Source organism: Luteitalea sp. TBR-22 (genome assembly GCF_016865485.1).
Taxonomy (GTDB): Bacteria; Acidobacteriota; Vicinamibacteria; order Vicinamibacterales; family Vicinamibacteraceae; genus Luteitalea.
Map to the genome: position 1 here is coordinate 891,862 of NZ_AP024452.1, position 23,274 is coordinate 915,135.

Sequence of the window (23,274 nt, forward strand, 5' to 3'; positions counted from 1 at the left end):
GGCTTGGACGAGATGGCACGAGGATGGCTCTCGCGGCGGACGTGGCCGCTGGCGGCACTGGTCACGATGGTGGGCGCGGCCGTGATGGCGCCGTCGGCGCAGGTGCGTCCGGCGGGCCGCGACACCGCCGTCCATGCGCGCAAGCCGGCGCGTCTGCTGATCCGGCACGCGATGGTGATCTACGGCAACGGCAAGCCGCCCTACGGGCCGATGGACATCCTCGTGCAGGACGGGACGATCGCCAACGTCGCGCCGTCGCTGCCCGTCGAGGCCGACGCGGTGATCGACGCAACCGGCAAGTACGTGATGCCGGGGCTTGTCGACACCCACATGCACTGGCACGACGAGCGCGCCGGCATCCCGATGCCGATCCAGTACGAGCGCAACCTGTACCTGGCCAACGGCGTCACGCTCACCCGCGAGAACGGCGGCAACTTCACCAAGAGCAAGCAGTGGCAGGCCGAGTCGGCCGCCGACCAGATCGTCGCGCCGCGCATGCAGGTCTATTGGGTCGTGTCGCGCGGCAACGGGACGGCCGAGGCCATCCGCGCCAACGTCCGCGAGGCGAAGGCGCGCGGCGCCGACGGCCTGAAGATCTTCGGCATGGATCGCGATCAGCTCGAGGCGACCATGGCGGAGGCCAGGGCGCAGGGCCTGAAGACCACCACGCACATCGCCGTCGAGGAGGTCACGGCGAAGGACTTCGCGGAGCTCGGCGTCGATTCCATCGAGCACTTCTACGGCATCGCCGACGCGGCGCTCGACGGCGTACAGCACTTCCCGGCCGACATGAACTACAGCAACGAGCTGATGCGGTTCTCGCGGGCCGGCGAGCTGTACGCGCAGGCCGACCCGAAGAAGCTCGACGAGGTGCTCGACCTGATGGTGGCAAAGAAGGTGGCCTGGAGCCCGACGCTCTCGATCTACGAGGCCAGCCGCGACGTCATCAAGGCGCAGAACCTGCCCTGGTACAAGGAATACCTCCACCCGGCGCTGCAGGCCTTCTTCGAGCCGAACCTGGCCAACCACGGGTCCTACTTCGTGGGCTGGACCAACACGATGGAGGTGCGCTGGAAGCAGCAGTACCGCATCTGGATGGACGCCCTGAAGTCGTTCGGCAACAAGGGCGGCGTCATCACCACCGGTGACGACGCCGGGTTCATCCACTCGCTGTACGGTTTCGGCCTCGTGCGCGAGCTCGAGCTGCACGAGGAGGCCGGCTTCCACCCGCTCGACGTCATCAAGCACGGCACCGTCAACGGCGCGACGCTGCTGGGCATGGGCGACAAGCTGGGACGCGTGCGCCAGGGCTTCCTCGCCGACCTGCTGGTGGTGAACGGCAATCCGCTCGAGAACCTGCGCGTGCTGAACCCGTATGGCGTCGAGGTGATGAAGGATGGCCGCATGACCCGCGGCGGCGGCATCGAGTGGACGATCAAGAACGGCATCCCGTACCACGTGCCGACGCTGATGAAGGAAGTCAAGGCCATGGTCGAGGCCGACAGGAAGAAGCCCGAGGCGCGGCCGACCGCGCCGTGAGTGACGGCCGCGATGCTGCGACGCGGGAATGCCGGGAGGATGGGGCGGCACGGGCAGCCTGACATGAGCGGGGTCGGTGCCGTGGTCGGTGTGGTGGAGCGTGGCAGCACGGCCGTGCTGGTGACCATCGGGCCCGACATGCGAGTGCTCGACAGGCGTCGCGTCGACCTCATCGCGCCTGGCCTGCCGACGCACCCGCATCATCACGAGGGCTCGTGGGCGGTGGGACGCTATCTGGGGACACCCGGGGCCAGGCCGATGCCGCTGGCCGACGCGGTGGCGCTCGTGGAGCAGGTGCGCGCATCGGCCGAGCGCCTTGCAGGCTCGGCGCTCGACTCGCTGGCCGCCGACGTCCCTGCACCGATCACGCGCCTGGCCCTCCGCGCGTGCCCGCCGCTTCCGCCGACCGTCGAGGCGCGCATCCGGGACCACCGGGCGCAGGCGATGGCCGACTCCGTCATGTACCGACGAGCGTTGGCCGGCGCAGCGAGCGAGCGCGGCTGGTCCGTGCACTGGTACGACGTCGACCGCGTGCACCTCGAGGTCGCGGCCGTGCTGGGCCGCGACGACGTGGAGGTCGCCCTTCGCGAGATGGGCCGTGGACTCGGGCCGCCGTGGCAGGAGGCGCATCGTCGGGCCGCCGCGGCGGCGCTTGCCGCACGCCGCTGAGCTTTGCGCGCGACACCCTGGTGTGGTCGCATAGTGGCCGGCGTCCTGCTCACGTCGTGTGGGTCCTGCGCGCGCCGAGAGACGGAGGTCCACGCCACATGGCCAGGTCGCAACCACACGCCCTCCTGGAGGTGCTGCGGGCCCGCTTCGCCGCGCACGGCCAACGGCACGCCGGCACCGAGTGGGACGACGTGCAGGCGAGGCTGCAGAAGCATCCCACTGCCCTGAAGGTTCTCGCCGAGATGGAGGCCACCGGTGGTGAGCCCGACCTCGTCGACCTGGGCGACGGCGCGTTGCGCTTCGTCGACTGCGCGCCTGAGAGCCCGGCGGGCCGGCGGAGTCTCTGCTACGACAGGCAGGCACGCGTGGGGCGCAAGAACAACGCCCCGTCCGGGAGCGCCGTCGAAATGGCTGAAGCCATGGGCCTCGCGCTGCTCACCGAGGACCAGTACCGGGCGCTGCAGGGGCTCGGCGAGTTCGACAGGAAGACCTCGAGCTGGATCGGCACGCCCGAGGACGTCCGATCACTGGGGGGAGCGCTCTTCTGCGACCGCCGCTTCGGCCGCGTGTTCACGTACCACAACGGCGCGGATTCGTATTACGCGGCGCGCGGCTTCCGCGGCGCGCTGCTCCTGTAGCTGGAGCCGCGTGTCGCCAGGGCAGCCGCGCGTGAGTGAGCGCCTGGTGCGACTCGTCGAGGCACTGGAGATCCGCCCGGGGGATCAGGTGCTCGAAGTCGGCTGCGGCCACGGCGTGGCGGCCGGCCTGGTCTGCGAGCGACTTCGCACCGGCCATCTCGTGGCAATCGACAGGTCGCCCGCGATGATCGCGGCTGCCACCAGGCGCAATCGACCGCATGTCGCGGCCGGTACGGTGGAGTTCCTCGTCGCCGACGTGCGCGAGTACGCCCCGGGGGCGCGGCGCTTCGACAGGATCTTCGCGGCGCGGGTCGGGCTCTTTCATCGCGAGCCTCATCTGGTGCACGCGCTGCTCGATCGTTGGCTGGCGCCCAGAGGGCGGATCGTCGTGGTGTACGACGAACCGTGAACCGGCGCGCGCGACACGGAGACAGGATGGTGCAGGACCGATGAACGAGACCCGCCGACTGCTGCAGCACTTCCTGGCAGCGATTGCCTACCGGACGCAGAAGGCCCTGCGGGGCGCGCCGGACGACTTCGGCGAGTTCCGCGCCGGGGTCCACGTGCGAACGCCGCACGAGCTCGTGTGGCACATGACCGGCGTCATCGGGTACGCCCGCACGATGCTCCACGGCGGCGTGTTCGCGCCGCCCCGTCTGGCGACCCTCGCCGACGAGGTGACGCGCTTCCACGAGGTGCTCGCGCGCTTGCGTGACGACCTGGCCGACGCCGGACTCGAGGCGCAGATCAGCGACGAGCAGTTCCTGCAGGGGCCGCTCGCCGACGCGATGACGCACGCCGGCCAGCTCGCGATGTTGCGGCGCCTGGCGGGGTCGCCGGTGCCGTCGGAGAACTTCATCCACGCAGCCGTCACCGCCGCGAACGTGAGCGGCGAGCAGCCGCTGCCGGCAGCGCCGGACCCGTGGTGGACGCCCGATCAGCCGCCCCTGCCACCGGCGCCGGAGCCGCTTGGGGTCGAAGGCCTCACCTACTACCACGGCACGCGCGCCGACCTGAAGCCCGGGGACGTCATCCAACCTGGCTCGGCGTCGAACTACACGGACCGGCGGTCGCCCTGGGTCTACTTCAGCGCAACGCTCGACGCCGCCACATGGGGCGCGGAACTGGCGCGCGGGGAAGGGCGAGAGCGCATCTACGTCGTCGAGCCGACCGGACCGTTCGAAGACGACCCCAACCTCACCGACAAGAAGTTCCCTGGCAACCCGACCAGGTCGTATCGTTCCCGCGAACCACTCCGGATCATCGGCGAGCATACGGGGTGGACCGGGCATGGCGCGGAGGTCGTCCAGGCGATGAAGGACGCCATCGCCGGCCTCGAGCCGATCGACGATTGAGCTCGCCCATGCCAGGAGCAGCGGAGGAGTGACGTGAACGGACCGGACCCGCGCAACCCGCACCCGATGGCGGGCTTTCCGCAGGTGTGCTTCATCAGGAACACCGTCAGCAACCCGAACATCATCGTCGGCGACTACACGTACTACGACGATCCGGAGGACTCCGAGGGCTTCGAGCGGAACGTCCTCTACCACTTTCCGTTCGTCGGCGACCGCCTGGTGATCGGGAAGTTCTGCGCCATCGCGCGCGGCGTGCAGTTCATCATGAACGGCGCCAACCACCGGATGTCGGGCATCTCCACCTACCCGTTCGAGATCTTCGGCAACGGGTGGGAGGCCGTCGCGCCGGCTGACGGCGAGCTGCTGCACAAGGGCGACACCGTGATCGGCAACGACGTGTGGATTGGCTACGAGTCCCTGGTGATGCCGGGCGTCCACATCGGCAACGGGGCCATCGTCGCGGCGCGTTCGGTGGTGGTCAGCGACGTGCCGGCGTACGCCATCGTCGGCGGCAATCCGGCGCGGGTGATCAGGGAGCGCTTCCCGCGTGACGTCGCCGCGAGGCTCGAGTCCATCGCGTGGTGGGACTGGCCGATCGACAAGGTGACGCAGCACCTGCAGGTGATCGTGTCCGGCGACGTGGATGCCCTCGAAGCATGCGCCAGGTCGTGACCATCGGACATCCGGGACGGGAGGCCCCATGCGACTGGTCAGCACCGTGATCTACGTGGACGACGTCGTGAGGACCATCGGGTTCTACGAGGCGGCGTTCGGCTGCGGCGTGAAGTTCCTGGACGCGGATGTCCGGATGCCCGGGCGCATCGACGGACAGGTCTACCAGTTCGCCGAACTCGACGTGGCAGGCGCGACCCTGCAGTTCGGCACCCATGCCCTCGGGGCCCTGTTGATGCCTGGCTTCGAGCGTCCGTCAGGCGGCGGACCGTCGGGCGTGGAGATCGCCTTCTACACCGACGACGTCCCGGGCGCGTTCGCGCGTGCGGTTGCGGCGGGCGCCACGCCGCTGCGCGCGCCGGAAACGATGCCCTGGGGGCAGGAGGTCGCCTACGTGCGCAGCCTGGAGGGCACGTTCATCGGCCTGTGCGCGCCGATTGGCGAGCCCGCCGACCCGTCCTAGGAGTACGGCTGGAGTCGGGTGCTGCCGGTCAAGCGCCGCAGGGGCCGAGCGACGCCGGGTCGAACGCGGCGAACACGATCGCGCTCACCGTGCCGCGCTCGTACAGGATCCCGACGCGGCCGTCGGGCAGCGTCGCCAGCGTGGAGTACGACGCGGCCCCCGGCTCGACGACCAGGCGCGACGTCCAGGTCGCCCCGTCATCGCACGACTGCTTGACGACGATGTTCTCGCGCCTGTCGCGGCTCTCGGTGTTGCTGAAGAGGAGCACGCGCGCGCCGGCCGAACCGGACGGGGCCTCGGGATGCAGGCGCACGATGGCGCCGTTGTTGGCCGGGTCGATGAGCTGCGGCTCGTCGCGCCACCCGGTCCACGTGGCGCCCCCGTCGGAAGAGAACGCCACCTTGCGGTATGGCTTGGCGCGGCTGTTCAGCATCAGGCGTCCGTCGGAGAGTTCGACGGTCTTGTTCTCGTCGGCGCCGGGCCCGACCAGTGCGCCCATGCGCCACGTGTCGCCGTGGTCGTCGCTGTACGCGCTGGCGGCGAAGACCTCCTTGCCGCGGCGCACCACGTACTGCTGCACGAGGCGCCCCGCGTACCTGCCGTAGCGCAACTGGATGCCCTGGCCCGATGCGGCGAAGATGCCGCCCCACGCCGGATCCTTGATCGCGCCGGTGATGCGGCGATGCGTCCAGGTGAGGCCGTCGTCGTCCGAACAGGAGTAGTCGGCCTGCTGGACGTCCGGGTCGTCGTGACGGTTGCCGGTGGCCGAGCCGAAGAATCCCTGCCGCACGCTCGCGGCGTAGAAGAGGAAGATGCGTCGCGTCGTCCTGTCGACGACGAAGCTGGGATCGCCGAAGCCGGCCGGGCCGTCGGCACCGCGCACCACCGACTGTGGACCCCACGTGGCGCCGCCGTCGGTGCTGCGCCTGATCACGACGCTGATCGGGTCGGGCAGGTCCTTCAGCGTCGGCCGTGCGTCCCACGCGGCCAGCAGCGTGCCGCGCGTGGTCACCGTGAGCGCCGGGATGCGATAGAACGGCGAGCCGACACCGGCCACGGCCAGATCCTGTTGTCGCATCGCTGGCGACTGGACGCCGAGCAGCAGCGCCAGCAGGGAGATCGGCAGGAGTCGCACGCGCGCATGATACGCGCAGCCGCCCGAGGCGGTAGGCTGGAGGTCGCATGGCGATGCACGGTGTGTGCTTCAGGGCTCCCGGCGAGGTGGCGTGGCAGGAGGTGGCCGAGCCACGCCTCGAGATGGCGACCGACGCGATCGTGCAGGTGGACCTCGCGGGGCTGTGCGGGTCGGACCTGCATCCCTACTTCGGTCGTGAGGTCGGGCTCGACCCGGGGACGGTGATGGGGCACGAGTTCGTGGGGCGCGTGATCGACGTCGGCGACGACGTACGCGGCGTGCGTCAAGGCGATCGCGTGTTCGCGCCGTTCTCGACCAGTTGTGGCGAGTGTGCGACCTGCCGCACCGGGCTCACCAGCCGGTGCGAGCGCGGGCAGTTGTTCGGGTGGATCAGCGGCGGGGTCGGGCTGCACGGCGGCCAGGCGGAGCGGGTGCGGGTGCCGCTGGCCGACGGGACGCTGAAGGTCGTGCCGGATGGCCTGTCGGACGAAGCGGCGTTGCTGCTCGGCGACAACCTCGGCACCGCCTGGTACTGCGCCGAACTCGCCGAGCTGCACCCCGACGGCATCGTCGTGGTGATCGGCTGCGGATCGGTGGGCCTGCTGGGCATCCTCGCGGCGCGGGCAGAGGGCGTGACGCGTGTCGTCGCCGTCGATCCGGTGCCGGAGCGCCGGGCGCGTGCGGCCGCCCTCGGCGCCGAGGTATGCGAGCCCGGCCCGGACGTGGCGCGCGTGGTTGCGTCCCTCGGCGGATCGCGGGGCGCCGACAGCGTGATGGAGTTCGTCGGGCTGCCGTCGGCGCAGCGCCTGGCGTGGGAGGTGCTGCGGCCGGGCGGCGTGATGGCGGTGATCGGCTGCCACTCGGCGCCGTTCGCCTTCTCGCCGTCGGAAGCCTACGACAAGAACCTGACGTACAGGACCGGCCGCTGCCCGGCCCGCCGGCAGATGGAGCGGCTCACCGACCGCGTGATGCGCGACCTCCCGCAGGTGACGCAGGTGATCACGCACCGCTTCGCGCCGCAGGACTGCGTGCGCGCCTACGACGTCTTCGCCCACCAGCGCGACGGCTGCGTGAAGGCGGTGTTCGAGTTCTGAGCGGGGACGGGAATCGGGAATGGGGAGTCGGGAGTCGCCGAGGGGCCGCGAGCAGGGGTTGCCAATCGAACAACCGCCTCTCGCATCGCCGCTGACGTCCGAGGAGCCGGCTCGCGTCAGCCGTTTCGTTTCCCGACTCCCGACTCCCGACTCCCGACTCCCGACTCCCGACTCCCGACTCCCGACTCCCGACTCCCGACTCCCGTTTTAGTACTTCATGTACACCGTCTTCAGCGTCGTGTAGAAGTCGATGGCTTCCGGCCCCTGCTCACGGGGGCCGAGCGAGCTGGCCTTCGAGCCGCCGAATGCCACCTGGTATTCGACGCCTGCCGACGGCAGGTTCACCATCACCAGGCCGGCCTCGATCCGCTGCGCGAACTCGAGGGCGCGCGACAGCGAGCGCGTGCAGATCGTCGCCGAGAGCCCGAAGCGCACGTCGTTGGCCAGCGCGAGGGCGTGCTCGAAGTCGTCGGCGGGCAGCACCGCGGCGACCGGGCCGAACACCTCCTCCTGCGCGATGGCCATCTGCGGCGTGACGTCGCCGAGCACGGTGGGGGCCACGAAGTGTCCCTTGCCAAGCGCCCCCTCCGTGAGGCGCGTGCCTCCGGCCAGCACGCGGGCGCCGGCCTGCGCGGCGGCGGCCACTTCGGACACCACGCGATCGGCATGCGCGGCGTTGATGCTCGGCCCCACCTCCATGCCGGCCTCGAGCCCGGGTCCCACCTTCATGGCCTTTGCCCTGGCCACGAGCTTCTCGCTGAAGGCCTCGACCACCGACCGCTCGACGATCGCGCGCGAGGTCGCCGTGCAGCGCTGACCCGTGGAGCCGAACGCGGCATTGAGCACGATGCCGGCCGCCTCGTCCAGGTCGGCATCGGCGAGCACGATCGTCGGGTTCTTGCCGCCCATCTCGAGCTGCACGCGCGCCTTCCGCTTGCCGCACACCTCGGCGACCTTCGCGCCGGTCGCCTCCGAGCCCGTGAACGAGATCGCCCGCACCTGCTCGTGCGCCACGAGCGCTGCGCCGGCCTCGCCACGGCCGTGCACCACGTTCAGCACGCCGGCCGGCAGCCCGGCCTCGACGAGGATCTCGGCCAGGCGGGTCGCGCACAAGGGCGCGAGCTCCGAGGGCTTGAGCACCACCGCGTTGCCACTGATCAGCGCCGGGCACGACTTCCACGCGGGAATCGCGATCGGGAAGTTCCACGGCGTGATCGCCCCCACCACGCCGAGCGGCGCCCGCAACGTGTGCATGAACACGCGATCGCGCTCCGAGGGGATGACACGGCCGAAGAGCCTCGCGCCCTCGCCGCCGTAGTAACGGAGGATGTTGATCGTCCGGCCGACTTCGCCGCGCGCCTCCGGGAGCGTCTTGCCTTCCTCCCGGGTCATCTCCCGCGCGATGTCGTCGGCCCGCGCCTCGAGCAGGTTGGCGGCGCGATAGAGCACGTCGCCGCGCTTGGGCGCCGGCATCGCGGCCCAGGCCGGCTGCGCCGCCCGTGCCGCCGCCACCGCGGCCGCCACGTCGTCGGCCGACGACTCCGGGAACGTGCCGACGAGGTCATCGACGTCGGCGGGGTTGCGGTTGTCGAAGGTGCGTCCCGTCGCAGACGCCTGCCACTGGCCGGCGATGAGGTTGAGGTGAGCGGACATGGGGGACAGGGTAATACTGAAATGCTGCGATGCAGGGACTGCCGGCCGTCACGGGAACGCCGGAGGGCCAGCCGCAAGGGCCCGCCCGCCGGGGGGACGGTGCCCGAAACCGGGAGCCTGGACTCGTGCGACTGATCTTCACCGACCTCGACGGCACGCTGCTCGATCACCACACGTACTCGGCCGAGCCGGCGCGTGAGGCACTCGAGGCGTGCCGCGTGGCGGGCGTGCCGGTGGTGCCGTGCAGCAGCAAGACCTTCGCCGAGATGCGGGCACTCGCGCGTGCGCTCGCCCTGGCGCCGGCGCCGCTGCTGGTCGAGAACGGCAGCATGGTGTGGTTCCCGCGGGATTGGCCGGCGGTGCCCACGGCGGCGCTGCCCACCGACGATGGGTGGCAGGTCGTCCTCGGCACGCGCGCCGACCTGCTCCGCGACGTGCTCGAGCGCGTGGCCGCCACGGTGGGTGGTCGGCTGCGGCCCATCGCCGACATGCCAGTCGAGGAGGTCGTCTCGCGCACCGGGCTGTCGCCGGCGACGGCCGCCCTGGCCATGGCACGCGAGTTCTCGCAGCCGTTCCTCGTCGACGGCGACGACCCGCCGCTCTCGGTGCTCGATGCGGCGGCGCGCGTGCACGGCGCGCGTGTCACGCGGGGCGGGCGCTTCTTCCACCTGCTCGGGCCCACCGACAAGGGCGCAGCCGTCGCGGTGGTCCGCGCGACGTGCCCGGCCGGCCACCGCGCGCTCGGCCTCGGCGACGCGCCCAACGACCTCCCGCTGCTGCAGGCCGTCGACGATCCGGCCGTCGTGCCGCAACCGGACTCAGGCCTGCACCCGGCACTGGTGCAGGCCCTGACGTCGTCCGTCCATGCCCCCTGCGCGGGTCCGGCCGGGTGGTCGGCCGTCGTCCTCGACTGGCTCGCCCGCACGGGGCCCTCGGCATGACCGTGCGTTTCGTGCCAGCATCGGCGTTTCAAGGGACACGGGCGGCCGGGCGGGCCGTCACCTCCAGGGGAGAGCGTGGTGGCTGATTCGGTTGCGTTCACGGGCTCCGTCGCGGAGCACTACGACAGCAAGCTCGGGCCGATGTTCTTCGAGCCGTACGGACGCGACATCGCCGCGCGCCTCCCGGCGCGGGCGAGCCGGGTCCTCGAGATCGCCGCAGGCACGGGCGTTGCCTCGCGCCACCTGCTGGCCGCCCTCGCGCCTGATGCGACGTTGACGGTGACCGACCTGCAGGAGGCCATGCTGCAGATTGCCCGGGGCAAGCTCGACGACCCCAGGGTCGAATGCCGGCAGGCCGACGCGCTCGCCCTGCCGTTCCCCGATCACAGCTTCCACGCGGCGTTCTGCCAGTTCGGGCTGATGTTCTTCGCCGACAAGGCCGCGGGCCTGCGCGAGGCTCGTCGGGTGCTCACGCCGGACGGGACGCTGGTGCTCAGCACCTGGGGCTCGCTCGACGACAACCCGATCGCCCGGTTCGCACACGAGGAAGTCGCCGAGGCGTTGCCCGACCCACCGCCGTTCCTGCATGTGCCGTTCGGCCTGCACGACGTGGACTTCGTGACCACGCTGCTGCACGGGGCGGGCTTCAGCTACGTCCGTTCCGACACCGTCGAGGTCGTGGCCGAGAGCCCGTCGGCGCACGCCGCGGCCATGGGGCTCATGTGCGGTTCGCCGATGTTCGCGCAGCTGCAGGAGCGGGGCGCCGACGTGCGGCGCCTGGTGGAGCTCGTGGCGGCGCGCCTGGCGCGCGAGGGCGGGTTCGCGCCCATGCGCCTGCCGATGAAGGCGTACGTCTTCACGGCGCAGTAGCGTCGCGGCTCACGCCCGGCCCTCGGCGTTCAGCCCGCGGACCTCACGCCGCGTTGTCGGCGCGCACCGCGTCGCGCAGGTCGTCGAGCATCGTCGGCAGGGCGGCGATCACGCGGTTCCAGTTGGGGATGAGCGGCGTGCCGAGCGGGTCCTCGAGGAACTGCCGACTGGCGATCTGGACGCCGCGCGCGAAGGCCTCCACGGCGCTCTCCTCCTCGTGCCTGTCGAACTCGAGGCCGTTCAGCATCGCGTCGTGGTGGAACCGCAGCAACGTGTCCTCCGCCGTGCGCACGTAGGCGGCCTCCAGCGTGCGGAAGGTCCCGCTCGACATCACGAGCCCCTCGGATGCGAGCTGTCGGAACAACGACTTGCAGATGTCGACGGTCATCTTCAGTAGACCCGTGGACGCATCGGTGGGCGACACGATCTGGTGCTTGTGGTCGTAGCGGTCGGCGATGCCCACCTGGCAGATGCGGCGCAGCGAGGTGTTCCGGTAGACCTCGCCGAGCATGCCCACCTCGAGTCCCCAGTCGCCGGGGATCCGCACGGCGCGGACCAGGTCGATGTCCATCGCGAACTCGCCGGCGAGCACGTAGCGGAAGCTGTCCATGTACGCCAGCAGCGGGCTCGGCCCGACGATGCGCGTGAGGCTGCGGATCAGCGGCGTCATCAGCAGTCGCGTCACGCGCCCGTGCATGCGGTTGCTGCCGACTCGCGGATAGAAGCCCTTGGCGAAGGCATACCCGAGCGTGGGATTGGTCACCGGGTAGCACAGGCGCGCCAGCATCGAGCGCTCGTACGTCACGATGTCGCTGTCGTGCAGGGCGACGACGTCGCAGTCGGCCTCGCCGAGGATGTAGCCGTAGGTCATCCAGCACGAGCGGCCCTTGCCCTGCTCGCCGATCGGCAGCGCGGCGGCGCGGATTTCGCTGTAGAGTTTCTGGAGGCGGGGGCCGTCGTGCCACACGATGGTGACGGGCGTGGTGACGCCGTCGAAGGCGCGGCGAGCGGCGTCGAAACCCTGGCGATCGGCCCGATCCAGCGAGACGACGATGCGACGGAGGTAGGGCACGCGCGCCAACTCCTCGATGATGCGCGGCATGGCGGGCCCGTCGAACTCGGTCACGAGCGCCGGCAACAGGAGCGCCGTCGGTCGTGCCCGCCCGTGAACGACGAGTTCGGCCTCGAGACGCTCGAGTGCCTCGGCGGTGCCGAGGTTGTGGATCGTGGTGAAGACGCCGACCTGATAGAAGTCGCTCACCGCGCCATCATTGGCGCCCGTCTCGCGCGGCGCAAGCTGAGCAGGTCGGCCGCGCGGAGATCCCATCTGTGATACGTAAGCACATCCTCTCGTGGTCGTTCCTCTGCGCGCTCGGTCTCGCGGCCCCTGGCTGCAGCGGTGGGGCCGGGGCTCCCGCGTACGAAGCGTCGGCCACGGCCCGCCGCTATCCGCTCACTGGCGTCGTCAAGGGCGTGGATGCCGGTGCGCGCCAGCTGAGCGTGTCGCACGAGGCCATCCCTGGGCTGATGGACGCCATGACGATGAGCTTCCCGGTGAAGGAGGCGTGGGCCGTGGACGTCGCCAGGGTCGGTGACCGGCTGACCGGCACCCTGGTCGTGGACGCGGGCCGGTCGTGGATCGAGGGGGTGTCGCTGAGCAAGCCGCCGGCCGGCGAGCAGGCCACTGGCGGGGCATCGAGCGCCACCGATGCGGGCATCGGCCCCGCGCCGGGGACGCCGCTTCCCGCCACGCCCCTCCGGGACCAGGCCGGCCGCGTGGTGACGGCCCGCGACTTCGCGGGGCGGGACGTGATCGTCACCTTCATCTACACGCGGTGCCCGCTGCCGGACTTCTGCCCGCTGATGATGACGCGGCTCAACGAGGCCGCCGCCCGGCTGCGCAAGGCCGGCCGGCGCGACGACGTCCAGATGGTGGCCATCTCGATCGACCCGACGCGCGACACCCCGGAGGTGCTGGCCGAATACGGCCGTCAGCACATCACCGGCGAGGAGGGCGACCCGTTCCGACGCTGGTCGCTGCTGACCGGCACGCCCGACCAGGTGCGGACGTGGGCGCAGTTCTTCACGCTCACCTACGAGAAGGAACGCAACGAGATCGCCCACGGCCTTCGCACCGCCGTCGTCGATCGCGAGGGCCGGGTGGTGGGCGTACTGCGTGGCAACCAGTGGACCACCAACGAGCTGATGGCGCTGCTGCCGGCCAGGTGAGCGACGGGCCGGGGCCGGCCGGCACCGCGAACTTGTCGCCGCGTCGTCTCGTACGAGAATGGGTTGCCCGTCCCGCGGGCCCCATCACCATGCCCCATTCCGTGCCTGCGCGCCTGCGCCGCCTCGGCGGCCTCGCCTCGTTCCTCGTCCTGGCTGCCGGCCTGCCGGCAGCCGCGATCGACACCACCGACACCCGGATGCTGTCGCAACCGGCGATCAGCGCGCGGCACATCGCGTTCACGTACGCCGGCGACCTGTACGTCGCCGACCACGACGGCCGCAATGCCCGCCGGCTGACCAGCGACGAGGGCGTGGAACGCGCCCCGGCGTTCTCGCCCGACGGCACGCACCTGGCTTTCAGCGCCGAGTACGACGGCAACGTCGACGTGTTCGTCGTCCCGGTCAGCGGCGGCCTCCCGCGCCGCCTCACGTGGCACCCCGGGCCCGACGTGGTACAGGGCTTCACGCCAGACGGTGCCCGGGTGCTCTTCACCTCGCCGCGCGCGGTGTTCACCGGCCGGTACACGCAGCTGTTCACCGTGCCCGTGCAGGGCGGCGTGGAGTCGGCCTTGCCGATCCCCAACGCCTCGCGCGCCAGCTACGCCGCCGACGGCAGCCGCATCGCGTACAACCCGCTGGCGCCGGCATTCCTGCAGTGGAAGCGCTACCGAGGCGGGTCGGTCGCGACGATCGTGCTGTACGACCCCCGCACGCACGCCACCGAGAAGGTCGCGCAGCCGGCCTCGCGGGCCAACGACGCCGACCCCGTGTGGATGGGCAACGCGGTGTACTTCCGGTCGGACCGCGACGGCGAGTTCAACCTGTATCGCTACGAGCCGGGCTCCAAGCAGGTGAGCCGGCTCACCTCGCATGCCGACTTCCCGGTGCTCGGCATCGCGGCCGCCGCCGGCAAGGTGCTGTACGAGCAGGCGGGCTGGCTGCACATGTACGACGTGCAGTCGAAGCAGTCCAGGCGACTGGCGATCGGCATCGGCGCCGACCTGGTGGAACTGCGTCCGCGCTTCGTCAAGGGACCCGAGTGGATCCGCAGCATGGCCGTGTCGCCTTCGGGGGCCCGGGTGGCGCTCGAGTATCGCGGGGAGATCGTCACGGTGCCGGCCGAGAAGGGCGATCCGCGCAACCTGACCAACACCGTCGACGTGCACGAGCGATCGCCCGACTGGTCGCCCGACGGGCAGAAGATCGCCTACTTCTCCGATGCCGGTGGCGAGTACGCCCTGCACGTCCGCCCGCAGGACGGCAAGGGCGCGCCGATGGTCGTCAAGCTCGCCGGCAGCGGCTTCTACGATGGCCTGCTGTGGTCGCCCGATGGCGCGCGTCTCGCGTTCCGCGACAACGGCCGCACCCTGTACGTGCTCACCGTCGCGACCGGGGCCATCGCCAGGGTCGCCACCGAGCCGATCTATCGCCCCGGCGCGTTCTCCGACACGTCGTACAGCTGGTCGCCCGACGGCAGGTGGCTCGCCTACACGACCACCACCCGCACCCAGATCCAGACGGCGCACGTGTGGTCGACCGAGACCCAGAAGTCGCACCCGGTGAGCGACGGCCTCAGCGACGTCGGCGAGCCGGTGTTCGATCGCAACGGCAAGTACCTGTACCTGCGGGCCTCGACCGACGCCGGCCCGGTGCGTGACTGGTTCTCGCAGGCCAGCGCCGACATGCGCTCGACCAGCGCGATCTACCTCGTGGTGCTGAAGAAGGGCGAGCCGTCGCCGCTGGCCAAGGAGAGCGACGAGGAGAAGGGCAAGAAGGACGAGGCTGGCGACGAGGGCAGGAAGGCGGAATCGAAGTCCGAAGGGAACGACGGGGCCAGTGCGAACGGCGGAAAGACGGTGGCGACGGTAATCGACGTCGACGGACTGGCCTCGCGCATCGTCGCGCTGCCGGTGCCGGCCGGCGAGTACTCGGCGCTGCAGCCCGGAGAGCCCGGCACCGTGCTGTTCCTGCGGAGTGCCGACGGCAAGTCGTCGCTGCAGCAGTTCGCCCTGAAGACCCGCAAGGTCGAGACGTTGGTACCCGCGGCCGAGGGCTACACCGTGACCGCCGACGGCAAGAAGCTGCTGTACCGCAACGGTTCGTCGTTCCACGTCGTCCCGGCGTCCAAGAAGACCGACGGCAGCGAGGGCAAGGTGAACGTCGAGGCGGTGCAGGTGCGCATCGACCCGCAGGCCGAGTGGCCCCAGATCTTCGACGAGGCCTGGCGCATCAATCGCGACTACTTCTACGCGACCAACTACCACGGGCGCGACTGGCCCGCGATGCGGAAGAAGTATGCCCAGTTCCTGCCGCACCTCGCGCACCGCGCCGACCTGGCGCGCGTGATCCAGTGGATGCTCAGCGAACTGGCCGTCGGCCACTCGTACGGCGGCGGCGGCGACGTACGTCGCAAGCCGGGCATCGTGCCGGGCGGCCTTCTCGGCGCCGACTTCGAGGTGGTCGACGACCGCTACCGGATCCGCAAGGTGTACGGGGGGCTGAACTGGACGCCGGCGCTCCGATCGCCGCTCACCGAGCCGGGCGTGGACGTCAAGGCCGGCGAGTACCTGCTCGCGGTCAACGGCGTCGACCTGCGCGCCACGACGACCAACGTGTACGCGCCGTTCGAGAACACCGCCGGCAAGCTCGTCGAGATCACCGTGGGACCGAACGCCGACGGCAGCGGCTCGCGCACGGTCTCGGTGGTGCCCATCGAGAGCGAGGCGGCGCTCCGCAACCGCGACTGGGTGGAGGGCAACCTGCGCAAGGTGACCGAGGCCACGCAGGGACGCGTCGCGTACGTGTACGTGCCCAACACCGCCGGCGCGGGGCACGAGTACTTCAAGCGCTACTTCTACCCGCAGACCAATCGCGAGGCGGTCATCGTCGACGAGCGCTTCAACGGCGGCGGTCAGGTGGCCGACTACTACATCGACCTGCTGCGCCGGCCGCTCGTCAGCTACTGGGCGACGCGCCACGGCGACCCGATCCGCACGCCGGCCGCGGCAATCCTCGGGCCCAAGGTGATGATCACCGACGAGACGGCGGGCTCGGGTGGCGATCTGCTGCCCTGGATGTTCCGCAAGTTCTCGCTCGGTCCGATCGTCGGCAAGCGGACGTGGGGTGGCCTGGTCGGGATCCTCGGCTACCCCGTGCTGATGGACGGCGGCACGGTGACGGCCCCCAACCTCGCGATCTTCACCGACGAGGGCTGGGTGGTGGAGAACGAGGGTGTGCCCGCCGACATCGAGGTGGACCAGACGCCCGCCGACGTCATCGCCGGTCGGGATCCGCAGCTCGAGCGCGCCATCAAGGAGGCGCTCGACCTGCTGGCGAAGAATCCGGTGAAGGTGCCGGCGCGCCCGAAGGATCCGGTCAGGTAACGTCTGACGTTAGACGTCAAACGTCAAACGTCATCAACGGCGGCGGAGGGCGACGACGGTCATGTCGTCGGCGCGGCCGTGCTTGCCGGCGACGTCGATCAGCATCGACGGCAGGTCGGCGAAGTCCTGCATCCGCGCCGCCATCACCGTGCGATGGACGATGGTGAGCGGCAGGGGGGTCCACGCGCCGTCGCTCATGAGGAGCAGCGTGTCGTGCGGATCGAGCGGTTCGTGGATCGGTGAGGCCTCGGCCTCGCCGGAACCGATGCGTCGTCCCGGCTGCTCCGAGAGGATCCGGCATCCCGTTTCGTTGACCAGGTACGCCCGGGAGTCGCCGGTGTAGGCCCCGAGCACCCGGTCTCCCACGACCGCGATGCCGACGAAGGTCGTCTCGCTGCCGCCCGCCAGCGCGCCATCCGTGCTGCGGACCCAGTGGGCCCACGCCGGAAAGCTCTGCACCTGCAACAGCCCGCCTTCGATCTGCCGCGCGAACAGGCGCAGCACGTGGGCGGCGCAGTGCTGCGCGGCGCCCGCACCGTCGCACAGGGCCGCGACGATGGAGGAGGGGCGCCAGATCCAGTAGGCGTCCTCGTTCACCGTCCCGCCGTCGCGTGGCCGGCTGGCGCCGTAACACTCGACCTTCACGTCGCGGATATCGGCAGGGAAGGGCGGCGGCTGCAATGGGCCGGCGGGACCAGGGGACGAGGGAGAAGTACGCGAGGGACAAGGAGTACAAGGGACGAGGGGCAAGGACGCGAGGGACGAGGGAGTCCGAGGGACCGGGGGCAAGGACGCCAGAGACAACGGAGTCCGAGGGACAGGGGAAGGCTCGAGAGGCGGCTCCTCCCTTGTCCCTGAGGGCTTGCCGCCTGTCCCTTGCATTCCTTGTGACTGGCGTCCCTGTCCCTTGTCACTCGTATCCCTACGGCTGCCGCTCGACGTGCACGCCGTGGCCGGCGAGGGTCGTGAGCACCTGTTCGTAGGACCTGCCGTTGAGGCGCAGCACGATGGGCGTGGTGCCGACCTCCAGCGTGAGCCAGTGGCTGGGCCCACGACGCAGCGAGAACCGTCCGGGCTTGCGGGTGTTGTACGTGGCGCGGGCGATTGCGTCGTAGGCGATGGAGCGCTTGGCGACGCCGTCCTCATCGAGCACCACCACCCGCTTCTGGTCGAGGCGCACCGAGACGTCGATCTCCTCGTCCTCGTCGTCCACACGGTCCATCAGGATCAGATCCTTGAACTCGATGGTCGCAGGGACGGCCGTTGGCGCCGGCGCGGCCGCGGGCGTGGGCGGCGGCTCGGGGGCGGGTTCCGGCGCGGGCCCCGGTGCCGCCGTCGCCGGGGCCGCAGTCGCAGCGGCCTCTGGCGCCGCCGTGACGCCCGTGCCGACGCGCGGGGCGGCGGTGCCCTTGACGGCAACGCCCGCCGACGGGCGGCTTGCGGAGGCGCGCGCAGTGGGAGCGGCAGGTGACGCGTCGGCCGCCGGACTCTCGCCTTCCACGGCTGGCGTCGTCGCCTCGCCCTGCGGCATCGGTGGCGTTTCGCGGACCGCCGCGGGCGATTGCGCCGGGGTCTCGGCCGACGCGCCGCTGCTCGCGACGGGCGCCGAGACGATCCTCGGCGTGACCAGGCGGGTGCGTCCGAACATCGCCCAGCCGGCGCCTGCTGCGCCGACCAGGAGCACCACGGGAATGGCGTACGCGAGGGCGCCGACCTTCCGCGTGCGTGCCACGGGCACACCGGCCGGCGGAGGCACGACCGGCGGCGGTGCGGCCATCGGCGGCACGACGGGCGCTTCTCCGGTCGTTGGAGCGACGGGCGCCGTCACGGTCCGCGAACGGTCCACCGGCAGCGAGGCGGCGCTGCCGGTCACGTGGCTCCCCGTACCGGGAGCGACATGGCCGGTCGCGGTCGGGATGGCGACCTCCACGAGCGGCGGCAGCGGCGGCGGGGCGAGGACCGGCGTCGTCGCTGCCGCCTGCAGTTCCTGCCGCATCCGGGCGGCGGTCGGCGTGCGATCGATCGGATGGCGAGCCAGGGCACGCAGGAGCACCGGCACGAACGCGGCCGCCTGCGGCGGCAACAGGCTTGCGACGTCTGGAGCCGGACCATCGACGATCTCGCGGATGAGTCCAGCCGTCGTGGTTGCCCGGTACGGCCGCCTTCCGGCCAGCATCTGGCAGAGGACCACCGCGAACGCGTAGATGTCGGCGCGTCCGTCGATGTCCTCGTCGAGGACCTGCTCGGGCGCCATGTAGGTCAGCGTCCCGACGGCGTGCCCGGTCTGCGTCGGCCCCTCGGTGCCGACGATGCGGGCAATGCCGAAGTCGAGCAGTCGGGCCCGGTTGCGCTCGTCGATCAGGATGTTGGCGGGCTTGATGTCACGGTGGACGACGCCGAGCTCGTGCGCATACTCGAGGGCATCGAGGACGTGGCCGGCCCACGTCACCACCTGGGGCACGTCGAGGGGCTCGCCGCGCTCGAGCCGCTTCTGGAGCGCCTCGCCCCTGACGAACTCGGTCACCATGTACAGCACGCCCTCGTGCTGCGAGAAGCCGTAGAGGCGGAGGATGTGGGGGTGGTCGAGTCGGGCGAGGATCTGCGCCTCGCTGCGGAACCGCTCCGTGGCGGTCCCCTGCGCGTCGGCGTCCTCGCGCAGGACCTTGATGGCCACCTGCCGGCCGAGCATCTCGTCGGTGGCCAGGTAGACGGCACCCATGCCGCCCTGCCCGAGGAGGGCGTCGATCCGGTACTGCCCGAGTCGTGTGCCGATCATCCCCGCTCCTGTGCGCGCCGCGCGCACGGCCCTCGTCGCGTCTGCTGCAGGCGGCGAAACGCGTGGTCCCGGCGCGCAGTATAGCTTTGACAGGCCACGACGCGTCGTGGCGAAATAACGCCGAATCCGGAGTCTTCCCATGTTCACGCGACGTGATTTCCTCAGGACCGCCTCGGTTGCGGGTGCCGCGATCGCGGCATCCGACCTGTCGTTCGCGATGGCCGCCCCCGAAAAGGGCCGTTTCGCCATCTCACTGGCCGAGTGGTCGCTGCACAAGGCGCTGTTCGCCAAGCAGATCACCAACCTCGACTTCCCGCGCCTGGCCAAGGAGGAGTACGGCGTCACGGGCCTCGAGTACGTGAACCAGTTCTTCAAGGACAAGGCCAAGGACACGGCCTACCTGTCGGACCTGAAGAAGCGCGCGGAGGGCTACGGGCTGAAGAACGTCCTCATCATGATCGACGGCGAGGGCATGCTCGGCGCTCCGGACCAGGCCGAGCGGACCAGGGCGGTGGAGAACCACAAGCCCTGGATCGATGCCGCGAAGTTCCTGGGCTGCCATGCCATCCGGGTCAACGCCGCGAGCCGTGGCGAGTATGCCGAGCAACAGAAGCTGGCCGCCGACGGGCTGCGTCGCGTCGGCGAGTACGGCGCCACGCAGGGCATCAGCGTCATCGTCGAGAACCACGGCGGGTTGTCGAGCAACGGGCAGTGGCTGTCGGGCGTGATGAAGCTGGTGGGCCTGCCCGGCGTGGGGACGTTGCCAGACTTCGGCAACTTCCGCGTCAGCAAGGACGAGGAGTACGACCGCTACAAGGGCGTGTCGGAACTCATTCCCTATGCGAAGGGCGTGAGCGCCAAGACGCACGACTTCGACGCGCAGGGCAACGAGACCCACACCGACTACAAGAAGATGCTCGACATCGTGATTGCCTCGAAGTACCGCGGCTTCATCGGCATCGAGTACGAGGGCTCGGTGCTGAGTGAGCCCGACGGCATCAAGGCGACCAAGGCGCTCCTCGAGCGGCACCTCCAGGGCTATCTGTGATCAGACCCGTTCTTGCGACCTCCCTGGCCGTCATGCTCTCGGGCATGGCGGCCTCGCCGTCTTCCGCCCAGCCCGCGAAGGCGCCATTGGCCTTCGCCCCGGGCACCCGCTACGACGCGGCGATTCCCACCCTGCAACAGGTGCTCGGACACGAGCCGGGCGCGCGCATCACGCCCCCCGACGGCGTGATCACCTACCTGAAGGCGCTGGCGCAGGCCGCGCCGACGCGCACGCGGTTCATCGAGTACGGTCGGACGTGGGAAGGCCGTCCGCTCGTGGTGCTGGCGATCGCCTCGGCGGATCGCATCGCGCAACTCGACAGCGTGCAGGCGGGCCTGAAGAAGCTCGCCGACCCGCGCGGCCTCGCGGCCGGTGAGGAGGAACGGCTGGTCGGGTCGCTGCCGGTCGGCGTGTGGCTGATGCATGCCGTGCACGGCAACGAGATCTCGTCGGTCGACGCCGCGTTGCTCGAGGCCTACCACCTGCTCGCCGCCCAGGGGGACGCGCAGGTGGACGCCATCCTCCGCGAGACGCTGGTGCTCATCGACCCGCTCGAGAATCCCGACGGCCGGGCACGGTTCGTCGCCTCGAACACGCAGGCGATGGGGCCCGATCCCGATCCGGAGCCCTTCTCGGCCGAGCACAACGAGCCGTGGCCCGGCGGCCGGTCGAACCACTACCTGTTCGACATGAACCGCGACTGGTTCGCGCAGTCGCAGGCCGAGACCCGCGGGCGCACGAAGTTCTACCTGCAGTGGTTCCCGCAGGTCGTCGTCGACCTGCACGAGATGGGCGGCGACTCGTCCTACTACTTCGCGCCGCCGGCCGATCCGCTCAATCCGTACATCACGCCGCAGCAGGTGGGCTGGTTCAACACCATCGGCAAGGCCAACGCGGCGAAGTTCGACGAGCGCGGCTTCGCGTACTTCAACCGCGAGGTGTACGACTCGTTCTACCCGGGGTACGGCGAGTCGTGGCCCATCTTCCACGGGTCGATCGGCATGACGTACGAGATGGCGTCGGCGCGCGGCCTCGTGTGGCGCCGCACCGACGACGACCTGCTGACCTACCGCGACGGGGTGCTGCGCCACTTCACGTCGGCGATCACCACGCTGGCGACGTCGGCGGCCAATCGCCGGCAGATCCTGAAGGACTTCGTCGACTACCGCCGCAGCGCGATCGCCGAGGGCGACAAGGGGCGCACGCGGGCCTGGCTGATCCCGGTCGGCGCCGACCCGGCGCGGGCGCATCGTTTCGCGCAGCTGCTGCGTGACCAGGGCTTCGACGTGCAGCAGGCCACCGAGGCGATCGCCATGGGCACGCGGACGCTGGCGGCCGGCACCTACGTGGTGCCCGCCGCACAGCCTGCGGGACGGCTGCTGGTGAACCTCCTCGATCCGGCCATCGCGCAGCCCGAGGCCTTCGTGAAGGAGCAGGATCGCCTGCGCAAGAAGCGGCTGCCCGACCAGATGTACGACGTCACCGGCTGGCACCTGCCGTCGGCCTATGACGTCGAGGTCGTGGCGTTCGATCGCCCGGTCGCCACCCTGCGCACCAGGCCCGCCGCCGCGCCGGCCGCCATGACGGTGCCGGTCGCGAAGGTCGGCTACCTGATGCCGTGGGGGCTGGGCACCGCGAGCCTCGTCGTCGCCGCGCAGAAGGCAGGCGTCCGCGTGCGCTTCGCCGACCAGGGCTTCACGCTCGCTGGCCGCGCCTATCCTGCCGGCACCGCCATCGTGCGGACGTCGGAGAATGGCGAGGACCTCGCGGCCGTGCTGGGGCGCCTGGCCGCCGAGCACCACGCCGAGGTCGTGCCGGTCGACTCGGCCTTCACCGAGGGCGGCATCTCGCTGGGCAGCAACCGCGTCGTCGCCCTCAAGGCGCCGCGCGTGCTGCTGGCCTGGGACACGCCCACCTCGTCGCAGAGCGCCGGCTGGGCGCGATACGTGCTCGAACGACGCTTCGGCCAGCGCGTCTCGGCGGTGCGGGTGAACGCGTTCGGCATGGCCGATCTCACGCGCTTCGACGTCGTGGTGCTGCCGTCGGGGAACTACCAGCAGGGCCTCAACGGTCCCGCGCTGCAGCGGCTGAAGGACTGGGTGTCGGCTGGCGGCACGCTGATCACCATCGCCGAGGCGAGCCGGTGGGCGACGCGCGACGGCGTGAACCTGCTCGACACGACCACGGAGTTGCGTGATGGCCGGCCGGAAGGTGGAGCCACGGGCGGCACGGGTGGCCCGGGCGGCAACCGCCCCTCGAGCGGCCAGGGCAGCACGTCCGGCGACAGCAGCAAGCCGCTGGATCTCGAGAAGGCGACGCTGCCGAAGGACGAGCCGCCGTTTGCCACGTCGGGAGCGCTGGTCAAGGCCAACCTCGATCGCGAGCACTGGCTCGCCGCGGGCACCGACGGCGACATCCACGGCATGGTCGAGGGTTCGCGGATCTTCACGCCCATCACGCTCGACAAGGGCCGCAACGTCGCGACCTGGGCGGCCGGCGACGACGCGGTCGCCGCGGGTCTGGTGTGGCCCGAGGCGAAGGCGCAACTGGCCAACAAGGCCGCGGTGATCGCGCAGCCGCGTGGCCGCGGTCACGTGATCGCGTTTGCCGAGGACCCGAACTTCCGCGCCTTCACCGAGGGCACGGAGCTGCTGTTCATCAACGCGGTGCTGCTCGGCCCCGCGCACTGAGGACGAACCTGGCAATTTGAAATTTGAAATTCGAAATTCTCCTGGCGCGGGCCTTCGGCCACGCGCCTCGGGATGCCGCGAGCGAGCGAAGGCCTGATGGCCGAGCCGCCGACCAATTT

The 23,274-nt window shown here is 70.7% G+C and carries 19 protein-coding genes; 14 read left to right on the forward strand and 5 right to left on the reverse strand.

Annotated elements, in window-relative coordinates:
• Nucleotides 1-12 precede the first annotated feature (12 nt).
• The 7 genes from TBR22_RS03665 to TBR22_RS03695 all read left to right on the forward strand — a co-directional run bounded on the left by TBR22_RS03665 (nucleotide 13) and on the right by TBR22_RS03695 (nucleotide 5,336).
• The gene (locus tag TBR22_RS03665) at nucleotides 13-1,539 is read left to right on the forward strand and encodes an amidohydrolase family protein (RefSeq protein WP_239491600.1); all 1,527 of its coding nucleotides are present in this window, start codon (nucleotides 13-15) and stop codon (nucleotides 1,537-1,539) included.
• A gap of 63 nt (nucleotides 1,540-1,602) precedes the next feature.
• A complete protein-coding gene (locus TBR22_RS03670) occupies nucleotides 1,603-2,208 on the forward strand; it encodes a hypothetical protein (protein WP_239491601.1) in 606 nt (201 codons plus the stop codon).
• 98 nt (nucleotides 2,209-2,306) lie between these two features.
• Nucleotides 2,307-2,846 (forward strand): DUF4256 domain-containing protein, encoded by a 540-nt coding sequence (locus tag TBR22_RS03675; protein ID WP_239491602.1) that lies wholly within the window; start codon nucleotides 2,307-2,309, stop codon nucleotides 2,844-2,846.
• 31 nt (nucleotides 2,847-2,877) lie between these two features.
• On the forward strand, nucleotides 2,878-3,255 hold the full coding sequence (locus TBR22_RS03680; protein WP_239491603.1) for a trans-aconitate 2-methyltransferase: 378 nt from the start codon (nucleotides 2,878-2,880) through the stop codon (nucleotides 3,253-3,255).
• Between the two features lie 538 nt (nucleotides 3,256-3,793).
• A complete protein-coding gene (arr, locus tag TBR22_RS26775; protein WP_305068773.1) occupies nucleotides 3,794-4,201 on the forward strand; it encodes an NAD(+)--rifampin ADP-ribosyltransferase in 408 nt (135 codons plus the stop codon).
• 66 nt (nucleotides 4,202-4,267) lie between these two features.
• A complete protein-coding gene (locus TBR22_RS03690; protein WP_370651479.1) occupies nucleotides 4,268-4,873 on the forward strand; it encodes a CatB-related O-acetyltransferase in 606 nt (201 codons plus the stop codon).
• Between the two features lie 28 nt (nucleotides 4,874-4,901).
• Complete coding sequence (locus TBR22_RS03695; RefSeq protein ID WP_239491606.1) at nucleotides 4,902-5,336, forward strand: VOC family protein; 435 nt, start codon at nucleotides 4,902-4,904, stop codon at nucleotides 5,334-5,336.
• A gap of 28 nt (nucleotides 5,337-5,364) precedes the next feature.
• Here TBR22_RS03695 and TBR22_RS03700 read toward each other — a convergent pair whose 3' ends face one another.
• On the reverse strand, nucleotides 5,365-6,471 hold the full coding sequence (locus TBR22_RS03700; protein WP_239491607.1) for an exo-alpha-sialidase: 1,107 nt from the start codon (nucleotides 6,469-6,471) through the stop codon (nucleotides 5,365-5,367).
• A gap of 47 nt (nucleotides 6,472-6,518) precedes the next feature.
• On the opposite strand from TBR22_RS03700, the gene TBR22_RS03705 reads away from it, so the two are divergent.
• Nucleotides 6,519-7,565 (forward strand): alcohol dehydrogenase catalytic domain-containing protein, encoded by a 1,047-nt coding sequence (locus tag TBR22_RS03705; RefSeq protein ID WP_239491608.1) that lies wholly within the window; start codon nucleotides 6,519-6,521, stop codon nucleotides 7,563-7,565.
• 207 nt (nucleotides 7,566-7,772) lie between these two features.
• Here the strand turns inward: TBR22_RS03705 and TBR22_RS03710 are convergent, their stop codons facing one another.
• Nucleotides 7,773-9,218: an aldehyde dehydrogenase family protein gene (locus TBR22_RS03710; RefSeq protein ID WP_239491609.1), complete on the reverse strand. Its 1,446-nt coding sequence runs from the start codon at nucleotides 9,216-9,218 to the stop codon at nucleotides 7,773-7,775.
• Nucleotides 9,219-9,343: 125 nt separating this feature from the next.
• Between TBR22_RS03710 and TBR22_RS03715 the strand changes: the two genes are divergently transcribed.
• On the forward strand, nucleotides 9,344-10,159 hold the full coding sequence (locus TBR22_RS03715; protein ID WP_239491610.1) for a mannosyl-3-phosphoglycerate phosphatase: 816 nt from the start codon (nucleotides 9,344-9,346) through the stop codon (nucleotides 10,157-10,159).
• 78 nt (nucleotides 10,160-10,237) lie between these two features.
• A complete protein-coding gene (locus tag TBR22_RS03720; protein ID WP_239491611.1) occupies nucleotides 10,238-11,029 on the forward strand; it encodes a class I SAM-dependent methyltransferase in 792 nt (263 codons plus the stop codon).
• A gap of 43 nt (nucleotides 11,030-11,072) precedes the next feature.
• Here the strand turns inward: TBR22_RS03720 and TBR22_RS03725 are convergent, their stop codons facing one another.
• Nucleotides 11,073-12,290 carry a hypothetical protein gene (locus TBR22_RS03725; RefSeq protein WP_239491612.1) on the reverse strand — a complete coding sequence of 406 codons (1,218 nt, stop codon included), beginning with the start codon at nucleotides 12,288-12,290 and terminating at the stop codon, nucleotides 11,073-11,075.
• A 68-nt stretch (nucleotides 12,291-12,358) separates the two neighbouring features.
• Between TBR22_RS03725 and TBR22_RS03730 the strand changes: the two genes are divergently transcribed.
• Together TBR22_RS03730 and TBR22_RS03735 are read left to right on the forward strand one after the other, a co-directional pair.
• Complete coding sequence (locus tag TBR22_RS03730) at nucleotides 12,359-13,258, forward strand: SCO family protein (protein ID WP_239491613.1); 900 nt, start codon at nucleotides 12,359-12,361, stop codon at nucleotides 13,256-13,258.
• Nucleotides 13,259-13,347: 89 nt separating this feature from the next.
• On the forward strand, nucleotides 13,348-16,641 hold the full coding sequence (locus TBR22_RS03735; RefSeq protein ID WP_239491614.1) for a S41 family peptidase: 3,294 nt from the start codon (nucleotides 13,348-13,350) through the stop codon (nucleotides 16,639-16,641).
• Nucleotides 16,642-16,674: 33 nt separating this feature from the next.
• Here the strand turns inward: TBR22_RS03735 and TBR22_RS03740 are convergent, their stop codons facing one another.
• Nucleotides 16,675-17,286, reverse strand: a complete 612-nt coding sequence (locus TBR22_RS03740; RefSeq protein WP_239491615.1) for a PP2C family serine/threonine-protein phosphatase — start codon at nucleotides 17,284-17,286, stop codon at nucleotides 16,675-16,677.
• A gap of 277 nt (nucleotides 17,287-17,563) precedes the next feature.
• Nucleotides 17,564-19,417, reverse strand: a complete 1,854-nt coding sequence (locus tag TBR22_RS03745) for a serine/threonine-protein kinase (protein WP_239491616.1) — start codon at nucleotides 19,415-19,417, stop codon at nucleotides 17,564-17,566.
• Between the two features lie 139 nt (nucleotides 19,418-19,556).
• Between TBR22_RS03745 and TBR22_RS03750 the strand changes: the two genes are divergently transcribed.
• Both TBR22_RS03750 and TBR22_RS03755 read left to right on the forward strand, forming a co-directional pair.
• Complete coding sequence (locus TBR22_RS03750) at nucleotides 19,557-20,465, forward strand: sugar phosphate isomerase/epimerase (RefSeq protein ID WP_239491617.1); 909 nt, start codon at nucleotides 19,557-19,559, stop codon at nucleotides 20,463-20,465.
• Nucleotides 20,462-23,155, forward strand: coding sequence for a M14 family metallopeptidase (locus TBR22_RS03755; protein WP_239491618.1), 2,694 nt, complete (start codon nucleotides 20,462-20,464; stop codon nucleotides 23,153-23,155). The genes TBR22_RS03750 and TBR22_RS03755 overlap by 4 nt, the downstream gene beginning before the upstream one ends.
• Nucleotides 23,156-23,274 lie beyond the last annotated feature (119 nt).

Excerpts from the sequence above, each read along its gene's own strand:
- TBR22_RS03665 (WP_239491600.1), top strand. The coding sequence starts at position 13 with ATGGCACGAGGATGGCTCTCGCGGCGGACGTGGCCGCTGGCGGCACTG.
- TBR22_RS03745 (WP_239491616.1), bottom strand. The coding sequence starts at position 19,417 with ATGATCGGCACACGACTCGGGCAGTACCGGATCGACGCCCTCCTCGGG.
- TBR22_RS03735 (WP_239491614.1), top strand. The coding sequence starts at position 13,348 with ATGCCCCATTCCGTGCCTGCGCGCCTGCGCCGCCTCGGCGGCCTCGCC.
- TBR22_RS03705 (WP_239491608.1), top strand. The coding sequence starts at position 6,519 with ATGGCGATGCACGGTGTGTGCTTCAGGGCTCCCGGCGAGGTGGCGTGG.
- TBR22_RS03710 (WP_239491609.1), bottom strand. The coding sequence starts at position 9,218 with ATGTCCGCTCACCTCAACCTCATCGCCGGCCAGTGGCAGGCGTCTGCG.
- TBR22_RS03695 (WP_239491606.1), top strand. The coding sequence starts at position 4,902 with ATGCGACTGGTCAGCACCGTGATCTACGTGGACGACGTCGTGAGGACC.
- TBR22_RS03750 (WP_239491617.1), top strand. The coding sequence starts at position 19,557 with ATGTTCACGCGACGTGATTTCCTCAGGACCGCCTCGGTTGCGGGTGCC.
- TBR22_RS03670 (WP_239491601.1), top strand. The coding sequence starts at position 1,603 with ATGAGCGGGGTCGGTGCCGTGGTCGGTGTGGTGGAGCGTGGCAGCACG.
- TBR22_RS03690 (WP_370651479.1), top strand. The coding sequence starts at position 4,268 with ATGGCGGGCTTTCCGCAGGTGTGCTTCATCAGGAACACCGTCAGCAAC.
- TBR22_RS03675 (WP_239491602.1), top strand. The coding sequence starts at position 2,307 with ATGGCCAGGTCGCAACCACACGCCCTCCTGGAGGTGCTGCGGGCCCGC.